Source organism: Venatorbacter sp. C2-1, from assembly GCF_022832715.1.
Classification (GTDB): Bacteria; Pseudomonadota; Gammaproteobacteria; order Pseudomonadales; family Oceanobacteraceae; genus Venatoribacter; species Venatoribacter alkanivorans.
The window spans coordinates 2,717,139-2,735,824 of record NZ_CP094879.1; the positions used below are offsets into that span (position 1 = coordinate 2,717,139).

18 protein-coding genes are annotated in these 18,686 nt (G+C 51.4%); 1 reads left to right on the forward strand and 17 read right to left on the reverse strand.

What is annotated here, in order from left to right:
- Positions 1-6: 6 nt before the first annotated feature.
- The 4 genes from MT343_RS12130 to MT343_RS12145 all read right to left on the reverse strand — a co-directional run bounded on the left by MT343_RS12130 (position 7) and on the right by MT343_RS12145 (position 4,457).
- On the reverse strand, positions 7-1,122 hold the full coding sequence (locus MT343_RS12130) for a DegT/DnrJ/EryC1/StrS family aminotransferase (RefSeq protein ID WP_145470253.1): 1,116 nt from the start codon (positions 1,120-1,122) through the stop codon (positions 7-9).
- Positions 1,119-2,000 carry a glucose-1-phosphate thymidylyltransferase RfbA gene (gene rfbA / locus MT343_RS12135; RefSeq protein ID WP_145470251.1) on the reverse strand — a complete coding sequence of 294 codons (882 nt, stop codon included), beginning with the start codon at positions 1,998-2,000 and terminating at the stop codon, positions 1,119-1,121. The genes MT343_RS12130 and rfbA overlap by 4 nt, the downstream gene beginning before the upstream one ends.
- On the reverse strand, positions 2,000-3,118 hold the full coding sequence (gene rfbB, locus MT343_RS12140; protein WP_145470250.1) for a dTDP-glucose 4,6-dehydratase: 1,119 nt from the start codon (positions 3,116-3,118) through the stop codon (positions 2,000-2,002). Before rfbB ends, rfbA begins: the two co-directional genes overlap by 1 nt.
- A gap of 172 nt (positions 3,119-3,290) precedes the next feature.
- Positions 3,291-4,457, reverse strand: coding sequence for a nucleotide sugar dehydrogenase (locus MT343_RS12145; RefSeq protein ID WP_145470248.1), 1,167 nt, complete (start codon positions 4,455-4,457; stop codon positions 3,291-3,293).
- 11 nt (positions 4,458-4,468) lie between these two features.
- Between MT343_RS12145 and MT343_RS12150 the strand changes: the two genes are divergently transcribed.
- A complete protein-coding gene (locus tag MT343_RS12150; RefSeq protein WP_243989392.1) occupies positions 4,469-4,885 on the forward strand; it encodes a hypothetical protein in 417 nt (138 codons plus the stop codon).
- Here the strand turns inward: MT343_RS12150 and galU are convergent.
- The 13 genes from galU to MT343_RS12215 form a co-directional block, all read right to left on the reverse strand.
- Positions 4,872-5,759 (reverse strand): UTP--glucose-1-phosphate uridylyltransferase GalU, encoded by an 888-nt coding sequence (gene galU, locus MT343_RS12155; RefSeq protein WP_145470243.1) that lies wholly within the window; start codon positions 5,757-5,759, stop codon positions 4,872-4,874. The two genes, MT343_RS12150 and galU, sit on opposite strands and share 14 nt — an antisense overlap.
- 175 nt (positions 5,760-5,934) lie before the next feature.
- Complete coding sequence (gene rfaH, locus MT343_RS12160) at positions 5,935-6,429, reverse strand: transcription/translation regulatory transformer protein RfaH (protein WP_145470241.1); 495 nt, start codon at positions 6,427-6,429, stop codon at positions 5,935-5,937.
- 15 nt (positions 6,430-6,444) lie between these two features.
- Entirely contained in the window at positions 6,445-7,182 is a 738-nt protein-coding gene (gene pyrF / locus MT343_RS12165; protein ID WP_145470239.1) for an orotidine-5'-phosphate decarboxylase, read from the reverse strand.
- A complete protein-coding gene (locus MT343_RS12170) occupies positions 7,179-8,357 on the reverse strand; it encodes a hypothetical protein (RefSeq protein ID WP_145470237.1) in 1,179 nt (392 codons plus the stop codon). Before MT343_RS12170 ends, pyrF begins: the two co-directional genes overlap by 4 nt.
- Positions 8,358-8,363: 6 nt before the next feature.
- Entirely contained in the window at positions 8,364-8,645 is a 282-nt protein-coding gene (locus tag MT343_RS12175; protein WP_145470235.1) for a lipopolysaccharide assembly protein LapA domain-containing protein, read from the reverse strand.
- 26 nt (positions 8,646-8,671) lie between these two features.
- Complete coding sequence (gene ihfB, locus MT343_RS12180) at positions 8,672-8,965, reverse strand: integration host factor subunit beta (protein WP_145470233.1); 294 nt, start codon at positions 8,963-8,965, stop codon at positions 8,672-8,674.
- Positions 8,966-9,307: 342 nt separating this feature from the next.
- Positions 9,308-10,990 carry a 30S ribosomal protein S1 gene (rpsA, locus tag MT343_RS12185; RefSeq protein WP_145470562.1) on the reverse strand — a complete coding sequence of 561 codons (1,683 nt, stop codon included), beginning with the start codon at positions 10,988-10,990 and terminating at the stop codon, positions 9,308-9,310.
- A gap of 168 nt (positions 10,991-11,158) precedes the next feature.
- A complete protein-coding gene (cmk, locus tag MT343_RS12190) occupies positions 11,159-11,842 on the reverse strand; it encodes a (d)CMP kinase (protein WP_145470231.1) in 684 nt (227 codons plus the stop codon).
- A gap of 10 nt (positions 11,843-11,852) precedes the next feature.
- On the reverse strand, positions 11,853-14,102 hold the full coding sequence (locus MT343_RS12195; RefSeq protein WP_145470229.1) for a bifunctional prephenate dehydrogenase/3-phosphoshikimate 1-carboxyvinyltransferase: 2,250 nt from the start codon (positions 14,100-14,102) through the stop codon (positions 11,853-11,855).
- On the reverse strand, positions 14,099-15,226 hold the full coding sequence (hisC, locus tag MT343_RS12200; protein WP_145470227.1) for a histidinol-phosphate transaminase: 1,128 nt from the start codon (positions 15,224-15,226) through the stop codon (positions 14,099-14,101). Before hisC ends, MT343_RS12195 begins: the two co-directional genes overlap by 4 nt.
- A 42-nt stretch (positions 15,227-15,268) precedes the next feature.
- Positions 15,269-16,360 carry a prephenate dehydratase gene (pheA, locus tag MT343_RS12205; RefSeq protein ID WP_145470225.1) on the reverse strand — a complete coding sequence of 364 codons (1,092 nt, stop codon included), beginning with the start codon at positions 16,358-16,360 and terminating at the stop codon, positions 15,269-15,271.
- A 52-nt stretch (positions 16,361-16,412) separates the two neighbouring features.
- Positions 16,413-17,495 (reverse strand): 3-phosphoserine/phosphohydroxythreonine transaminase, encoded by a 1,083-nt coding sequence (gene serC, locus MT343_RS12210; protein ID WP_145470223.1) that lies wholly within the window; start codon positions 17,493-17,495, stop codon positions 16,413-16,415.
- 101 nt (positions 17,496-17,596) lie between these two features.
- Positions 17,597-18,685, reverse strand: a complete 1,089-nt coding sequence (locus tag MT343_RS12215; RefSeq protein WP_186436002.1) for a Wzz/FepE/Etk N-terminal domain-containing protein — start codon at positions 18,683-18,685, stop codon at positions 17,597-17,599.
- Position 18,686: the final 1 nt, after the last annotated feature.

Below are 18,686 nucleotides of genomic sequence, written 5' to 3' on the forward strand. Positions count from 1 at the left end.
CTGCTATCACAAGATATCACTCATAATATTAGAGACCACCTTTTTTACATCATCTTCTGACATACCTGGAAAAATTGGTAAGCACAGAATTTGATTGCTAGCGTATTCTGCCACACTCAGGTTTTTCGCATTAGCCGAACTTAAACCGGAGTACATTGGAAAGTGACTGATTAGCGGATAAAAATAACGACGAGCAAAAACATTGTTTTTCTTAAGCTTTTCGTATAATTCGTCACGGCTCAGTGGGTATTCTTCCGTCACCAATACCGGAAAGTACGAATAGTTGCGTACGGTTTCTGCGGTGCTGGTCAGAATGTTGATACCAGGAACATTGTTTAAATGTTCTCTGTAAAACTCATCAACAGCCCGTCGAGCTGATAACGCTGTTTGAATATGCTTGAGTTGCAGTAAACCAAACGCAGCGTTTACTTCGCTCATTTTTCCGTTAATGCCAGCATCATTAATGGTTACTTCATCGACGATGCCGAAATTTTTAAGCTGGTTAATGCGTTGTTTGGTTGCTTCATCGTGGCAGATGATGGCACCACCTTCAAAGGTATTAAACACCTTGGTGGCATGAAAGCTTAGAACGCTTAAATCGCCATAGCGAAGAATACTACCGCCTTCGTCTTGCACACCAAACGCATGGGCCGCATCGTACAATACCTTTAAGCCGTGTTTGTCGGCTATCGTCTGAATGGCCTGCACATCACATCGGTTGCCGTAGCAATGCACTGGCATAATGGCGGTGGTTTTGTCGGTTATGGCAGCTTCGATTTTGGCTGGATCAAGATTCAGGGTTACCGGGTCTATATCGACGAAAACCGGTGTTAAGTTGTTCCACACCAAGGAGTTAGTGGTAGCAACAAACGAGTACGGGGTGGTAATCACCTCGCCGCTTAAGTCTAACGCTTGCAGTGCGGTTAACAGTGCATTGGTGCCGTTATTGAACAGCACCACCTCGTTTACACCCAGGTATTCTGCCAGCTCTTTTTCTAATTGCTGGTGCATCGGGCCGCCATTCGTCAACACTTTGTTTTGCCAGATCTGCTCCAGATACGGCACAAACTCTTCCAAGGGTGGCAAATAAGGTTGTGTTACATAAATGGGCTTATTGCTCATACTTCACCGTTGGCAACGGCCAGCAGATATTGGCCATAGCTATTTTTGCTCATTAACTTACCAGCTTGTTGCAACTGTTCTTTGCTCATCCAGCCATTGTTGAAGGCGATTTCTTCCAGACAAGCGACTTTGTAGCCCTGGCGCTTTTCAATGGTTTCTACAAACTGCGCGGCTTCCAGCAAGCTTTCGTGGGTGCCGGTGTCTAACCATGCAAAGCCACGACCCAGCAGTTCTACGTTCAGTTCGTTTAAATCCAGATAGGAGTTGTTAACGCAGGTAATTTCTAATTCGCCACGGTCGCTGGGTTTTACGTTTTTGGCAATTTCTATAACGCGATTGTCGTAAAAATACAGACCGGTTACTGCATAGTGAGATTTAGGATTCTTGGGCTTTTCTTCGATGGAAATGGCTTTCATGTTGGCGTCGAATTCCACTACACCAAAGCGTTCGGGGTCTTTTACCTGATAACCAAATACTGTTGCACCTTTACCGTCTTTGGCTTTTTTAACCGCTTCTTTCAGTTTTGGGGTAAAACCCTGGCCATAGTAGATGTTGTCACCCAGTACCAGGCACACATCGTCAGTGCCGATAAACTCTTCGCCAATAATAAAGGCTTGGGCTAAACCATCCGGGCTTGGTTGTATCGCGTAGCTCAGATTAACACCAAACTGACTACCGTCCTGCAGCAGGCGTTGAAAGGCGGGTTGATCTTCCGCTGTGGTAATAATGAGGATGTCGCGGATACCAGCCAGCATCAGCACCGACAGCGGGTAGTAAATCATGGGTTTGTCGTAGATCGGCAACAGTTGTTTGGATACCCCCATGGTGATGGGATACAAACGAGTGCCGGAGCCACCTGCGAGGATGATGCCTTTCATTATTTATTTCCTAAACGTGCTAATTGGTAGTCGCCGTTTAATACACGTTGCCACCATTGTTCGTTATTCAGATACCATTCCACGGTTTTGCGTAAACCACTTTCGAAAGTTTCTTCTGGCTGCCATTCAAGTTCTTTTGCAATTTTGCTGGCATCAATGGCATAGCGACGATCATGCCCCGGACGGTCTTTTACATAGGTAATTAACGTTTCATACCCACCGTCTGGCGCTTTATCTGCTGCTAAATCATCCAGAATGGTGCAGATAGTCTGAACCACTTCAATGTTACGTTTTTCATTGTGGCCACCAATGTTGTAGGTTTCGCCCACCTCACCCTTGGCAATTACCCGGTACAAGGCGCTGGCGTGGTCTTCTACATACAGCCAATCGCGAATCTGATCTCCCTTGCCGTAAATGGGCAGTGGTTTACCGTGTAAGGCATTCAGAATAACATGCGGTATCAGTTTTTCGGGGAAGTGGTATGGGCCGTAATTATTAGAACAGTTGGTTACCAGTGTTGGCAGCCCATAGGTACGTTGCCAGGCACGTACAAGGTGATCGGAACCGGCCTTGCTGGCGCTGTAAGGCGAGCTTGGCGCATACGCTGTTCTTTCAGTGAATAACGGTAAATCAGTGTTATTGTCGCGGGCATGGCCCGCTCCTACAGATTCGGTATTCGCCACATCATCCGGGTGTGGCAGGTCGCCATAGACTTCATCGGTACTGATATGATGGAAGCGGAATGCCCGCTTGCGATCTTCGTCCAGCTCTTGCCAGTAGCTGCGAGCCACTTCCAGTAACCTCAAGGTACCAACGACATTAGTTTCAATAAACGCAGCGGGGCCATCTATCGAGCGATCCACATGGCTTTCGGCTGCCAGATGCATCACAGCATCGGGCTGATGCTGAGAAAATACCCGCTCCAGTTCAACTCGGTCGCAGATGTCTACCTGTTCGAAAGAGTAACGTTCAGAAATGCTAACAGTAGACAGATTTTCCAGGTTTCCGGCATACGTCAGCTTATCAAGGTTTACGACCGAGTCATTCGTGTCGTTAATAATGTGGCGAACAACGGCAGAGCCAATAAAACCTGCACCGCCGGTAACCAGAATTTTCATTAATGTTTTATCCGTTTTGTAAATTACTCTATCTTTGACAGAGATCGCGGGCATGGCCCGCTTCTACATAATCATTATGATTATTCGTTTTTTATATTTACACGAAATTGGCAGGGAGTCTCGGCCAACACCGCTCTACAATTTATCGCAACACAACCTGACTCCTACCCCGTCAATCACTACCAAATAAATCACGGGTATAAACTTTAACCGCCACATCTTCCAGCTCAGCAGATGGCCGGTTTGCTACAATCACATCAGAAATTTTCTTAAACTCTTCCAGATCATTAATCACCCGGGAGTGGAAGAATTCTTTTTCTTCCAGTACCGGCTCATATACCACGACTTCGATACCTTTTGCCTTAATGCGCTTCATCACTCCCTGAATGGCCGAGGCACGGAAGTTGTCTGAGCCGGTTTTCATGACCAGACGATAAATGCCAACCACTTTCGGATTACGGCGCAGAATCGAGTCGGCAACAAAGTCTTTACGGGTGGTATTGGAGTCTACAATGGCGCGGATAATGTTATTGGGTACGTCATCAAAATTGGCCAGCAGCTGTTTGGTATCTTTCGGCAGGCAGTAGCCGCCGTAACCAAAAGAAGGGTTGTTGTAGTGGTTACCAATACGCGGGTCGAGGCCAACACCCTGAATAATCTGTTTGGCATCTAAGCCATGGGTTTCGGCATAGGTGTCGAGCTCGTTGAAGTAAGCAACCCGTAATGCCAGGTAAGTATTAGAGAACAGTTTGACCGCTTCAGCTTCAGTGCTGTCGGTAAAAAGAACGGGAATATCCTGCTTAACCGCTCCTTGCTTCAGCAAGCCTGCAAAGGTTTCTGCGCGCTTGCTTTGCTCACCAACAATAATCCGTGATGGGTACAGGTTATCGTACAGAGCTTTACCTTCACGCAGGAATTCCGGCGAGAAAATCAGGTTGTCACAGCCAAACTCTTCTTTCAGTCGCTTGGTATAACCTACAGGAATGGTCGATTTAATCACCATTACCGCAGCAGGGTTAATCGCCATAACATCTTTAATAACCGATTCAACGCTTTTGGTGTTGAAGTAGTTGGTTCGCGGGTCGTAATCGGTTGGCGTAGCAATAATTACGAACTCAGCACCGGCGTAGGCTTCTTCTTTGTTCAGAGTCGCCCGGAAGTTAAGTTGTTTGTTCTGCAGAAAATCTTCGATCTCGGCATCGACTATGGGAGATTGCTTATTGTTAAGCATCTCAACTTTTTCGGCAATAATATCAACCGCAACCACTTCGTTGTGTTGTGCCAGTAACATGGCATTGGAAAGACCGACGTAACCAGTACCGGCGATGGCGATTTTCATGTTGATTCCTCATGGTCGCAGCAAAGATGCTGCTCCGGCAATTTATCGCGGCAAAATGCCGCTCCTACGATTTGTTTCAGCAGGCATGGTCCGCTCCTGCGATCTATTACGGCAGGCATGGTCCGCTTCTGCGATTTATCGCGGCAAAATGCCGCTCCTACGGTTTATTACAGCGGTTCGCGGGCATGGCCCGCTCCTACGATTTGTTTCAGCAGGCATGGTCCGCTTTTGCGATTTATCGCGGCAAAATGCCGCTCCTACGATTTATTACAGCGGTTCGCGGGCATAGCCCGCTCCTACGATTTGTTTCAGCAGGCATGGGCCGCATGCGATTTATCGCGGCAAAATGCCGCTCCTACGGTTTATTACAGCGGTTCGCGGGCATGGCCCGCTCCTACGATTTATCACGCCTGATTACAGGGTTTTAATCCACTCACTGAAGGCTTTACCCTCTTTTTCATGGCGCATGCTGTATTCAACAAAGGCTTTCATGTAGCCCAGCTTGCCACCGCAATCATGGGATTTACCGGTCATGTAGAACGCATTCACGGCGTCCTGTTTCATCAGGGTAAAGATGGCATCGGTCAGCTGAATTTCGTCTCCGGCACCAGGGGCGGTATGTTCAAGAATTTCCCATATACTAGCTGGTAACACATAACGGCCAACAACCGCCAGATTGGATGGCGCCTCTTTAACCGCTGGTTTTTCAACAATGGCTGAAATCGGAGCGCTTTCGCCGGGTTTAAGTTCAGCCCCTGAAATATCTACGATGCCGTATTTGTCCACGTCCTGCTGAGCAACCGCTTCTACCAAAATCTGGCTGGCGCCTGTTGTTTCATATTCACGGATCATTGCCGCGAGATTTTCCTTTTCCAGATCAGCACTGGCATCATCAATCAGCACGTCCGGTAGCACCACGACAAAAGGCGCGTCACCCACCAGTGGTTTGGCGCAGAGCACCGCATGGCCGAGCCCTTTAGCCTGTCCCTGGCGAATATGCATAATGGTTACCCCTTTCGGAGTAATAGAACGCACTTCGTCCAGCAGCTGGCGCTTAACACGGGCTTCCAGTGTCGACTCCAGTTCAAAGGAGGTATCAAAGTGGTTTTCAATCGCATTCTTTGAAGAGTGAGTTACCAGAATAATTTCGGAAATGCCCGCAGCAGCGCATTCATTAACGACATATTGAATCAGCGGCTTATCAGCCAGTGTCAGCATTTCTTTGGGAATGGCTTTGCTGGCAGGGAGCATACGGGTTCCAAGGCCGGCAACGGGGATTACAGCTTTAGTGACCTTTGTCATAATAAATCGGGATTACCCGCTCCTGGTTTAAATAAATAGTGCCAGACGATTCAGCATGCCGGATCAGCAGGAAAAGCTTATCCCGCCAGCATTCAGACACGCTGCCGCCCGAGGGTTATTCGCGAATAGTCCCTGATATCGCATCATTGCTCTTAATTTTCATTCGGCCAATTTTTCAGGCCTGCAGCAGTTCGCTCAATTCCACAATCAATTCGCTCTGCTGCCCCAGCAGAGAAAGTAAAATAACGGCTCTTTCTGCACCATCATATTCCTGAAAGATGGCTTCATAATGTTTAAAAGGGCCACTGTGCAGCGTGACTTTCTGGCCCTTTTTATACAGGGCGTCATTTTCGTTGCAAAGACTGCGTCGCTGCAAGTCATTAACCAGTAAAGTGCTGACAACTGCTGGCTGTGTGCCGAAATACAATAAGCCCCGCGCGCCAAGCGTGGAGCGGATCTTACTCAACAACGGATCAGCAGGGCCAGATTGTAAAAAGAGATACCCGGGAAACAAAGGCTCAGCGCGAAGTGTGCGTTTACCCTTGGTAATATGCTCACGCTGGAAAAGAGGCAGAAAAGCACAGGCACCTTGCTGCTCAAGATGCTCCAGTGCACGCTGTTCCTGGCGGGGCTTGGTCAGAACAACATACCATTGTGTTGATACATCCATGTTGTTCAAGAAGCCTCAGTCAAGACCTGCCAGTATCTGCTCACAAGCCAGAGCAGGGTCCACAGCCTGAGTAATTGGCCGACCGATAACCATATAGTTAACCCCGGCAAGTTGCGCCTGACGCGGCGTCAGCACCCGGCGCTGATCGCCCTGCTCTGCCCCCTCTGGACGAATGCCTGGCGTGACCGTCAGAAACTCCGGACCACAGGCTGCGCGGATAAGAGCAACCTCCTGCGCAGAACAGACAACACCATCGAGTCCGGATTGCTCCGTTAATTTTGCCAGTCGTTCGACCTGAACCTGGGGATCGATATCCAGCCCGATATCAGCCAGGTCTGCACGCTCCATCGATGTCAGCACGGTAACGCCAATCAGCAGAGGCTTATGCGATTTTTTTTCGATCTCATTGCGGGCGGCTTCCATCATACGCCGGCCACCGGAAGCATGAACATTCACCATCCATACACCGAGTTCCGCAGCAGCACCGACCGCTTTTGCGCAGGTATTGGGAATGTCGTGAAATTTGAGATCAAGAAATACGTCAAAACCGAGGCTGTGAAGCGATTCGACAACCGCCGGGCCCGCTGCCGTAAAGAGTTCCTTGCCAACCTTAACCCGGCACTGGGCAGGATCCAGCAGACCTGCCATAGCCAAAGCCTGCTTCTGATCTGGATAATCCAGCGCAACCACAACAGGAGAACTGACACTACAGGAAGAGCCTGTGTTTTCAGCAGAAAAAGATTGCTTATTCATAAATCGAGCTTCGCTTTTGGCAACTGCGGCACAAAGGAATTAATGGTCGACCAATCCTTACAACTAGGACAGCGCCAGTGAAATTCCTTGGCCTTAAAACCACAATTTTTACAAACGAACTTAGGCTCGTTTTCAACAATGCGGCGCAGAATATCATACACAACCAGCAACTGCGACTTGTCGAGCTGCTGCCTGTGACGCACAACCAGTTCAACCAGGGCAAAAAAGCCCAGATTCGATGGTTGCTCCGCAAGCTCCGAGAGCAATGTCGTCATTGCCCGGCTGATGCCCTGCACTTCTACATCACACTCAGCCCGGGCGACCAAAGCTGGTACATACTGTGTCGCCTGCCACTGCCTTGCCAGATGAGCAACCAAACCAGAACTATCATCAACCTGGCGGAAAGACTCAACCATTCTTCCCAGCACAGTAACAATTGCCTGACTATCTACATCAACAGCCTTTAAATAACAGCGAATGGCTTCCCGCGGTTCTTTCTGGCCATAAGCCATGTCGCCCTGAACCACAAATGCACGCGCACAGCGGCTGTCTATTTTAAGCGCCTGACGACACAACTGCTGGGTTTCGAGAAAATCGCCACGGGCAGACGCATCTTCTGCCAGCTCGCACACAGCATGGGCAATACGTTTATCCAGCGAGGCGTTGCCTGCCAGTTTTTTGTCCCGATAAAGATCAAAAATCCGCTGCCATTCACCTTCTTCTTCGTACAGCTCAACCAGATAACGCGACGCCTGCTCCTGAACACGGCCACGCGCACCCAGCAATTCAACAAACAACCGCTCAGCCCGATCCAGCAAGCCGGCATAGGAGTAATCAATAGCCAGCTCCAGTTCGAGCAACATCTGCGTATTACGCGCAAGATCGGTACGGGCGAAGAGCGCCTGATGCAGATGAATTGACCGATCAACCTCTCCTTTCTCACGTAACGAGCGGCCGAGTTTAAGAAACAGGTCGATAGCATCATCATCAAGCTGAGGAATATTTAAAAGCCGCTCAAGCGAAGCATCATTGGCTTCTGCAAGCAAAAACTCGACACTGGGAATCCAGTCAGGGGGAGAATCTTTTTTAACCTGGCGGGCAAATCGATAACCCAGGGTCCAGCCGATGGCAACACCCAGCAGCAGCAGCACATAAACCAGTGCAGAATCCATCATAGGTGCCTACGGCAGTTTGTTCAGGCGTTGTTTGGTGTCAGCAAGCTCTTTTCGTAACTGTCGTAACTGCAGCTTCTGACGGGCATTAATCACCACGCCACTGATAAGTCCTGCAATTGTTCCTAATAACAGCACAAGCCCCAACCACAGGGATACCGGTAAAGTAACGGGCGCTCCCAGCAGAAAATTTAACTCAACCAGCAGGCTGTTTTGTGCAGCAAACGCCAGCGTATAGGCCAGTACAACAACAAAAAGTACAACACTCAGGCCTACTTTCAGCGTTTTCATAGCATCGACTCCATATACCGGGACATTTACTCGTCTTCCGGGCTGTCATTCACCTGGTCACGCAGCTCTTTGCCGGGCTTGAAGTGAGGAACAAACTTACCTTTGAGATCGACAGTCTCACCGGTTTTGGGATTACGCCCCATACGCGGCGCACGGTAATGCAGCGAAAAACTGCCGAAACCACGAATCTCAATGCGCTCACCTGATGACAGCGTTTGCGACATATGATCCAGCAAGGTCTTAACCGCAAGCTCGACATCTTTCGATGACAACTGTGGCTGACGGCTGACGATTTTTTCTATCAGTTCAGATTTTGTCATGTCTTTTCCCTCCTTGAGAACGAAGCATGGCAATAAACCTAGCCAAATCATGCAGTTAGCTCAACCCTTTTGCAAGTGTTGATTGTTTGTACAACAACTTTCCGCTAATCCTGACCAAAATCTGTAACAAACAACGTCAAAGCAGCTAGGCTGCAGGCCCCGATTGATCGGGAACAACGCTTAACGTACGCAGTACGGCCCGTAAGGTGACAGCCATGGATGGCAGCGCCGGGAGCGTTGATCAACATTGCGTAGCGATGGCCCGGGGTGGCGGCCATGGATGGCAGGCATAAAAAAACCCGCCGCAGCGGGTTTTTTCAGATCAGCTTAATTCAGCAAGACTTAGTCTTTCTGGTTCAGCTGCTCTTTGATCAGGTCACCGATAGTGGTAGGACCAGTCATTTCGGCATCAGCCTTAGCACGCTGTTCTTTCAGAGCCGCTTTGTCTTCTGCGCTGTCTTTTGCTTTAACAGACAGGCTGATAGCACGGTTCTTACGGTCAACGGCAGTGATCACAGCTTCAACCGCGTCACCTTCGTTCAGCACGTTACGGGCATCTTCTACCTTGTCGCGGCTGATATCAGAGGCTTTCAGAGTGCCTTCAACGCCAGGAGCGATTTCAACGATAGCGGCTTTAGCGTCTACAGAGATCACTTTACCGGTGATCAGAGTGCCTTTGTCGTTTTCAGCAACGTACTCGGAGAACGGATCGCTTTCCAGCTGCTTAACGCCCAGAGAGATACGCTCACGCTCAGGATCAATAGACAGGATAACAGTTTCCAGTTCGTCGCCTTTCTTGTAGTTACGAACGGCTTCTTCGCCGCTGTCGTTCCAGGAAATGTCAGACAGGTGAACCAGACCGTCGATGCCGCCATCCAGACCGATAAAGATACCGAAGTCAGTGATGGACTTGATCTTACCGGAGATCTTGTCGCCTTTGTTGAACTTGGTACCGAACTCTTCCCATGGGTTCATGGTGCACTGCTTGATACCCAGGGAGATACGACGACGCTCTTCGTCGATGTCCAGAACCATAACTTCGATTTCGTCGCCAACCTGAACCACTTTGCTTGGGTGGATGTTTTTGTTGGTCCAATCCATTTCGGATACGTGAACCAGGCCTTCAACACCCTCTTCCAGCTCGGCGAAACAGCCGTAGTCAGTCAGGTTAGTTACGCGTGCTTTAACACGGGCGTGCTCTGGGTAACGCTCGTTGATGTTCACCCATGGATCATCACCCAGCTGCTTCAGACCCAGAGAAACGCGGTTGCGCTCACGGTCGAACTTCAGCACTTTAACGTCGATTTCATCGCCAACAGCAACGATTTCGCTTGGGTGCTTGATGCGCTTCCACGCCATGTCAGTAATATGCAGCAGGCCATCAACACCGCCCAGATCTACGAAAGCACCGTAGTCGGTCAGATTCTTAACGATACCTTTAACAGACTGACCTTCCTGCAGGTTAGCCAGCAGTTCTTCGCGTTCCTGGCTGTTAGCAGCTTCCAGAACGGCACGACGGGATACAACTACGTTGTTACGCTTGGCATCCAGCTTGATAACTTTGAATTCCAGCTCTTTGCCTTCCAGGTGCAGAGTGTCGCGTACCGGACGTACGTCAACCAGAGAACCTGGCAGGAAGGCACGGATGTTCTTCAGATCAACAGTGAAGCCACCTTTGACTTTACCATTGATGATACCCATAACCATTTCGTCAGCTTCGAAGGCTTTTTCCAGCTCAATCCAGCTTTCTGCGCGTTTCGCTTTTTCACGAGACAGGCGGGTTTCACCGAAACCATCTTCAACGGCTTCCAGGGATACCTGAGTGGTGTCGCCGATAGCAACTTCCAGCTCGCCTTTTTCATTCAGGAACTGGCTGCGTGGGATAACAGCTTCAGATTTCAGGCCAGAGTTAACGGTAACCCAATCGCTGTCGATATCGACAACAGTACCGGTAACGATGGAACCTGGCTGCATGTCCAGTTCTTTAAGGGATTCTTCAAATAATTCTGCAAAGCTTTCGCTCATGCTCATGAGTATGTACCTATCTCGTTAAGGCGCGCTTCCGTGGGGTAATTAATGGAAGACAACGCGTACCAAATGGCCAGACATTCGGGGTTAGTCAAACATAAAAACCTGTGCGTTTTCTCATTTTCCCGCCGCGGGGACAGAGCCGGCTAACGCACCGGTTTCATCTCAGATCAGTCCAGTAGTACGGACAAGATTCATTACCTGATCGCATACTTCCTCAATGCTCATTGAGGTGCTGTCGATCAGTACAGCATCTTGCGCGGGCTTCAATGGGGCGACAGAACGGTTGCTGTCACGCTCATCGCGAGCTCGGATGTCTTCGATAAGGGCGGGTAAACTAGCACTAAATCCCTTCTCAAGCAACTGCTTGTAACGGCGCTGGCCACGTTCTTCGGCACTGGCGGTGAGGAATACCTTGACCGGTGCATCCGGAAAAACCACCGTGCCCATATCGCGGCCATCGGCAATGACACCCGGTGCTGTGCGGAAATCACGCTGGCGCTGCAGTAATGCATCCCGCACCGCCGGTAATGCCGCCACCTGGGAAGCCAGACTGCCGACTTCTTCAGTACGGATCGAATCGGTCACGTCATCCCCTTCCAGGATAACCCGCACGCCGACAGGGGTCGGTTCAAAACGCACATCCAGACTAGCGGCGACCGCAGCAACCGCCGCTTCATCATCCAGTTCCAGACCTTTGCGGCTCGCGGCCAGACCGGTAATACGGTACAGCGCACCGCTGTCGAGCAGCTGCCAGTTCAGTACCTGCGCCAGACGGGCACACACAGTGCCTTTACCGGCACCGGACGGGCCATCGATTGTAATTACAGGGGCGGCGGACAGGTTCATCAAAACTCCTTTATTCAGCAGCAGGCTTGCTGATCATATCCAGTTGCAGACCGGCATTATTGGCCAGGCCGACAAAATCCGGGAATGAGGTTGCTACGTTGGCGCAGTCAAGAACGATGATCGGCTCGGCGGCACGCAAGGAAGCAATGGCAAAACTCATGGCGATACGGTGATCGTGATGAGTAACAATTTCGCCACCACCAAAACGGCCAGTTGCTCCCATTCCTTGGATGACAGCCCCGTCTTCGGTGCCTTTGGCATCCACACCCAGAGTGATCAGACCATCGACCATGGCCTGAATACGGTCACTTTCTTTTACCCGCAATTCTTCTGCACCGGTCAGAACGGTTTCGCCTTCAGCACAGGCCGCGGCAATAAACAGCGCCGGGAATTCATCGATGGCCAGCGGCACCTGATCTTCCGGAATATGAATACCTTTTAACTGTGCGCTGCGGATACGGATATCCGCCACCGGCTCACCACCCACTTCGCGCTCGTTCAGCACCTCAATATTGCCGCCCATGGCGCGCAGGATATTGATCACACCGATACGGGTCGGATTGATGCCCACGTGCTCAAGCGTGATATCGGAACCTTCGGCAATGCTCGCCGCAACCATAAAGAAGGCTGCCGATGAAATATCCGCCGGCACATCAATGCTGGTTGCGGTCAGTTTGCCGCCGGACTGCAGCGTTACCGTGCTGCCATCAACCTTTACGTCATAGCCAAAGCCTTTCAGCATACGCTCGGTATGATCTCGGGTTGGCGCAGGTTCAGTCACCGAGGTTTCGCCTTCGGCGTACAGGCCGGCCAGCAGCACACAGCTTTTTACCTGGGCACTGGCCATCGGCAGATCGTAGTGAATGCCTTTCAGTTTACCGGCACCATGCACTTTGATTGGCGGACGACCGGCTTCGGCGGTTTCCACCACTGCACCCATCAGCTTCAGTGGATCGGCCACACGACCCATCGGACGCTTGGACAGCGACTCATCGCCGCTCATTTCCACATCAAAATTCTGACCGGCCATTAAGCCCGCCAGCAGACGCATAGAGGTACCTGAGTTACCCAGATACAGCGCATTCGGTGGTGGCTGCAGACCGTGCAGACCAACACCATGAATGGTTACCCGGCCACGGTGCGGACCTTCGATCACCACGCCCATATCACGAAATGCCTGCAGCGTTGCCAGGCTGTCTTCCCCTTCAAGGAAGCCACTGACTTCGGTCGTGCCTTCCGCCAGCGAGCCCAGCATGATGGAACGGTGGGAAATGGATTTATCTCCGGGAACACGGAAACTGCCGCTCAGCGAACCGGCAGGTGATGCGATATAGGTAACAGATGCGGTTTTCATAGGTTCAACGTAGGCCCTGCGGGCGAGTATTTTAGAAAAATGGTCGCGCGCCACTTTAGCACGGGTCAGCACCCCCATCACCGTGGTGGTGTCTTCCTGCTCGATCGCGCTGCGTAAAAAATTCAGATCGTGCTGAAACAGGTCCAGCGTTTTCAGAATCTGCTCTTTATTGGCGGAAAAAATATCACGCCACATCACCGGGCTGCTGGCAGCGATGCGGGTAAAATCGCGGAAGCCGCCGGCGGCATAGTTAAAGATTTCTTTGTTTTCGTGACTGTTGGCCAGGGTATCGACCAGCGAATAGGCCAGCAGATGCGGCAGATGACTGGTCGCCGCCAGCACTTCATCGTGATGACTGACCGCCATATCCTCAACATCCGCGCCCACCGCCTGCCAGGCGGCACGCACCAGACGCAAAGCCGCCTGATCGGTATGCGGTTGCGGAGTGATAATGACTTTATGGCGAACATACAGATGTTCATCGGCGGCGCTCACCCCGCTGCGCTCGGAGCCGGCAATCGGATGGCCCAGCACAAAGCGACCGAAATCAGCGCCAAACACGGCATCAACATCACCAGCCACCGAGCCTTTCACCGAGCCAACATCGGTCAGCACCGTAGCGTCACCAATGGCTGCGGCAATATCCTGCAGCACCTGACGCACGGCCAGAATCGGCACCGAAATAATCACCAGATCCGCGGCGCGCACCACCTCGGTGATATCACTGCTGAATTCATCAATCAGGCCAACGTCCAGCGCCTGCTGCATCGAATCCAGATTGCGATCGAAACCGGCAACCTGACCCACACAGCCGCGCACGCGCAAGCCCTTCACCCAGGAACAGCCGATCAGACCGAGGCCAATAACGGCAACCCGGGGAATAAACAACGTCGCTTTTCTGCTCAAGACAACACCGCGGTCAAAGCATTGATAAAGGTGGCATTTTCGGCCTGGGTTCCAATGGAAACGCGCAGATATTGCGGCATCTCGTAGTTAGCCACCGGGCGCACAATCACCCCTTTTGCCAGCAGCTGCTTGTACACATCCATCGCACCCATAGCCTCCGGCACACGGAAGGCAATAAAGTTACCGACCGATGGAATATAACTCAGACCCAGCGCCTCAAACGCTGCGGTCAGCTGCTGCATACCGGCCTTATTGGCCGCCACACTCTGTGCCACATAATCGTCATCAGACAACGCCGCCGCTGCGGCCGCCAGCGCAAAGGAATCAACGTTAAACGGCGGACGTACACGGTTGAGCAAGTCGGCAATCTGCGGGCTGGAAATACCATAACCCACGCGCAACGACGCCAGACCATAGGCTTTGGAGAAGGTACGGGTAATAACCAGATTCGGATAACGGCTCAGCAGCTGAATACCATTGGGATACTCGGCTTCATCGACGTATTCAAAATAGGCTTCGTCGAGCAGCACCAGCACGCGCTCCGGCACCTTATCGAGGAACGCCGTCAGTTCGTCTTTTGTCAGCCAGGTGCCGGTCGGGTTATTCGGATTGGTAATAAATACGATGCGGGTTTTATCACCGATCAGTGCCAGCATGGCGTCGAGGTCGTGGCCGAAATCTTTCGCCGGCGCCGCCAGGGTACGGGCGCCAACCATGCGCGCGACCAGTTCATAAATGGCAAAGGCGTGCTGTGACACCACGATCTCATCGCCGTCATTAACAAACACACGGGTAATAAAATCGAGAATATCGCTGGAGCCGTTACCCAGAGTAATCTGCTCTGGCGCAACCTGATAAGCATCGCTGCTCAGTGTATTGCACAGGGCTTTTTTCAGCTCAAAACCGGCACCATCCGGGTAGCGGGTAAGATCCGCCAGTTCCGCCTGAATCGCCGCCAGCGCTTTCGGGCTTGGGCCCATTGGGTTTTCGTTACTGGCGAGCTTAACAATGTCGGCTTCTTTCAGGCCGAGCTCGCGCGCCAGTTCATCAATAGGTTTACCCGGCTGATAGGGCATCAGGCCACGAACGCCTTCCACTGCCAGCTGCTGAAAATCGACTGCCATAGTGCCTGCCTTACAATGCGTTAATAGGGAAGAAAAGCCGGCTTAAAGCACGGCTTTCGGGTAGGAGCCCAGCCATTTGAAATCCAGCGCTACGTGGCGCAGATCATCAATTAACGGCGCGATGCTTGCGTCGTGGCGGTGACCTTCAAAATCGATAAAAAATACGTAATTCCAGGTACCGCTGCGTGCCGGACGGGTTTCAATCCGGGTCAGGCTGATACCGGCCTTATGAAACGGCTCCAGTACCTGATACAACGCACCGGGCTGGTTGCGGCTGGATACCAGCACCGAGGTTTTATCATCACCACTCGGCGTGGTTGCCTGACGGCCAATAATCAGGAAGCGCGTGGTGTTATCCGGACGGTCTTCAATATTGGCCGCCTGAATCCGCAGCTGATACAACTCCGCCGCCGCTTCACTGGCGATGGCTGCTGCATTGGCTTCTTTGCTGGCGCGACGTGCCGCTTCGGCATTAGAGCTGACGGCAATGCGCTCAACATTAGGGTAATTCTGATCCAGCCAGCGGCGGCACTGCCCCAGCGACTGGGCATGGGAATAAATGCGTTCTACCGGCTCAGCATCGGCTTTCACCAGCAGATGATGATGAATGCGCAGCGTTACTTCGCCACAGATCTGCAGATTGGAATCGAAAAAGCTGTCCAGCGTATGCGTGACCACACCTTCGGTAGAGTTCTCCACCGGCACCACACCGTAATTGGCGGCACCGCTTTCCACTTCGCGGAATACATCGGCAATCGACACCTGACCGCGGCACTGCACCGCATGACCAAAATGTTTCACCGCCGCCTGCTGGGTGAAGGTACCTTCCGGCCCTAAATAGGCCACCTGCAGCGGCTCTTCCAGCGCCAGACACTGCGACATAATTTCGCGAAACAGTCGCGCCATAGCCTCATCCGGCAACGGCCCCTGATTACGCTCCATCACTTTACGCAGCACCTGAGCTTCACGCTCAGGCCGGTAAAACACCACAAGCTCGCCGGGCGATGCGTATTTCTGCTTAACCTCTGCCACCTGCTGAGCGCAGTGGGCGCGCTGGTTAATCAGGTCCTGAATCTGCTGATCCAGTGAATCAATCTGCTGACGCAGCTGATCCAGCTCTTGTGCTTCGCTCATAGTGTTCTGCCGTTTTCTGTCTGTTTAGCCATGATCTGCAAGCCAGCGTCGCTTAACCGTGACGCTTGGCGAAATCACCCATAAAGCCGATCAGGGCATCAACCGCCTGCTCCGATACCGCGTTATAAATCGATGCGCGCATACCGCCGACACTGCGGTGACCGGCCAGATTCAGCAGACCAGCCGCTTCACTTTCCGCCAGGAAGGTTTTATCCAGCGCAGCATCACGCAGAGTGAATGGCACGTTCATGATGGAGCGGTTATTTTTGACCACAGGGTTGGCGTAGAAGCCGCTGTTATCGATGTAATCATACAGCTTGGCTGCTTTGCGGTTATTCACCACACTAATAGCCTCAACACCGCCCTGAGCTTTCAGCCACTGGAACACCAGACCGGCCAGATACCAGCTGTAAGTCGGAGGGGTGTTGTACATAGAATCGTTATCGGCACAGACCTTGTAGTCGAACATAGTCGGCGTGCCCGGCAGAGTGTCACCCAGCAGATCTTCACGTACGATCACCACACACAGACCGGCAGGGCCAATGTTTTTTTGGGCACCGGCGTAAATCAGACCGAATTTCGATACATCAATCGGCTCGGACAAAATAGCAGACGAGTAATCCGCTACCAGTACTTTGTCACCGACGTCCGGAATGTAATCGAATTTAACGCCACCAATGGTTTCGTTCGGGCAGTAATGAACGTAAGCTGCATCAGGGCTCAGATTCAGTTCGTGCTGAGCCGGAACGGAGGTGAAATTATTGCCTTCGGTGGTCGCGGCAATGTGTACATCAGCGTAGCGTTTGGCTTCGCCAACGGCTTTTTTCGACCACTGACCGGTAACAATATAGTCAGCCTTTTTACCACCACGCAGCAGGTTCATCGGCACCATGCTGAACTGACTGTGCGCCCCGCCCTGCATAAACAAAACTTTGTAATTCGCCGGAATGGCCATCAGATCACGCAAATCCTGCTCGGCCTGTGCTGCCACACCAACAAACTCTTTGCTGCGGTGGCTCATTTCCATGATCGACAGGCCCTTGCCATGCCAGTCCGCAATTTCCTCACGGGCACGTTCCAGAACCGCCATTGGCAATGCCGCAGGCCCCGCACAGAAGTTATATGCTCGACTCATTTTGCTTTGAACTCACTGATAACAAAAAGGCGCGGCTTTGTTAAAGCCGCACCGGAAAAAGAACACTCAGAGTTTTCGTTACCCTACCATCAGCAGGAAGATCAGCATCCCTGTAAGGCGGCGCAACGACCTCTCTCAGAATTTCTGCGGCGAGCCTGAGCCGCCGCTAATAAAGCAAACACAACGCCTGCCATACCACCCGCAACACCCGCCAAGGCAACAATCATTACCTTACGTGGTTTAACCGGTTTTAACGGCAATACAGCCGACTGATCCAGCTGCACAAAGCGGACTTTATCCCAGCTGACCTCTGCCTTTTTCAGATTCTGAATTTTCCAGTTCAACTCTGGCAATCCGCTGATATAGGCATCCTCACCCTGTTCAGCACGGCTGCGGATCTGCGACAGTTCGGAATTAATAACCGTTTGCCCCATCATAAACAATGGCGGCTGAGAGCCCAGCAAAGCGTTATTATTACCTGAATAAAACGGCATTTTTTGCTTAATAGAAGCGGAAATAGAAGACGCCTCCTCCAGCATAAGCATGCGCTGATTTTTCTGAGCCAGATACTTTGTGCGTAAGCCATCCGCCTCAAGTTCCAGGGCTTCAAGCCTGGCATCTCTGGTCAGTTCAAGCGTATTGCGTACCTCGTCAAGATAACGCTGCAGAATAAAATCACTGTAACGATTCAACAGCTGCGTCGCCCACTGAGGATCGCTTAATTCAAACTGAATCCGCAGCAACACATCCGTCTCTTTTGCGCCCGGATCAGCATAGGTAAAACGCTCAGAAAACAATACAAAGTTTTGCTCTTCTGTCAGCTTTTCCGCATAAATTAATGCTGATAACTCAGCATTATTTTCAGCAAGCAGCTGATTATAAAAGACTCGTTTACTATTACCGGAGCGCGCAAGCGCCCTTACTTCTTTAAAAGCCTTTTCGCGACTTAAAGAAAAAATCCCCTGTAGTCGTGGCTGATTAAGTGGCAGCAGATCAACATCAGACACCTCTTTGTACACTACCTCGGTCTGATAAACCGGTGTGGTTGTATACGCATAAACCAACGCCAGGCAAAGAGACAGTACGACGGTGCCAACCAGCCAATACCATTTCTCTTTAATGTCATCGATCAGGTCAAACAGATCTATTTCGTCACTGCTAACACTATTAACACTATATGCGGAATCCATG

Coding starts and splice junctions, on each gene's coding strand:
- rfbA (WP_145470251.1), bottom strand. CDS start 2,000: ATGAAAGGCATCATCCTCGCAGGTGGCTCCGGCACTCGTTTGTATCCC.
- ihfB (WP_145470233.1), bottom strand. CDS start 8,965: ATGACAAAATCTGAACTGATAGAAAAAATCGTCAGCCGTCAGCCACAG.
- MT343_RS12215 (WP_186436002.1), bottom strand. CDS start 18,685: ATGGATTCCGCATATAGTGTTAATAGTGTTAGCAGTGACGAAATAGAT.
- MT343_RS12170 (WP_145470237.1), bottom strand. CDS start 8,357: ATGATGGATTCTGCACTGGTTTATGTGCTGCTGCTGCTGGGTGTTGCC.
- pyrF (WP_145470239.1), bottom strand. CDS start 7,182: ATGAATAAGCAATCTTTTTCTGCTGAAAACACAGGCTCTTCCTGTAGT.
- rfaH (WP_145470241.1), bottom strand. CDS start 6,429: ATGGATGTATCAACACAATGGTATGTTGTTCTGACCAAGCCCCGCCAG.
- pheA (WP_145470225.1), bottom strand. CDS start 16,360: ATGAGCGAAGCACAAGAGCTGGATCAGCTGCGTCAGCAGATTGATTCA.
- MT343_RS12175 (WP_145470235.1), bottom strand. CDS start 8,645: ATGAAAACGCTGAAAGTAGGCCTGAGTGTTGTACTTTTTGTTGTTGTA.
- MT343_RS12145 (WP_145470248.1), bottom strand. CDS start 4,457: ATGAAAATCGCCATCGCCGGTACTGGTTACGTCGGTCTTTCCAATGCC.
- rpsA (WP_145470562.1), bottom strand. CDS start 10,990: ATGAGCGAAAGCTTTGCAGAATTATTTGAAGAATCCCTTAAAGAACTG.
- cmk (WP_145470231.1), bottom strand. CDS start 11,842: ATGAACCTGTCCGCCGCCCCTGTAATTACAATCGATGGCCCGTCCGGT.
- galU (WP_145470243.1), bottom strand. CDS start 5,759: ATGACAAAGGTCACTAAAGCTGTAATCCCCGTTGCCGGCCTTGGAACC.
- MT343_RS12130 (WP_145470253.1), bottom strand. CDS start 1,122: ATGAGCAATAAGCCCATTTATGTAACACAACCTTATTTGCCACCCTTG.
- hisC (WP_145470227.1), bottom strand. CDS start 15,226: ATGGCAGTCGATTTTCAGCAGCTGGCAGTGGAAGGCGTTCGTGGCCTG.
- serC (WP_145470223.1), bottom strand. CDS start 17,495: ATGAGTCGAGCATATAACTTCTGTGCGGGGCCTGCGGCATTGCCAATG.
- MT343_RS12150 (WP_243989392.1), top strand. CDS start 4,469: ATGGTCGCAGCAAAGATGCTGCTCCGGCAATTTATCGCGGCAAAATGC.
- rfbB (WP_145470250.1), bottom strand. CDS start 3,118: ATGAAAATTCTGGTTACCGGCGGTGCAGGTTTTATTGGCTCTGCCGTT.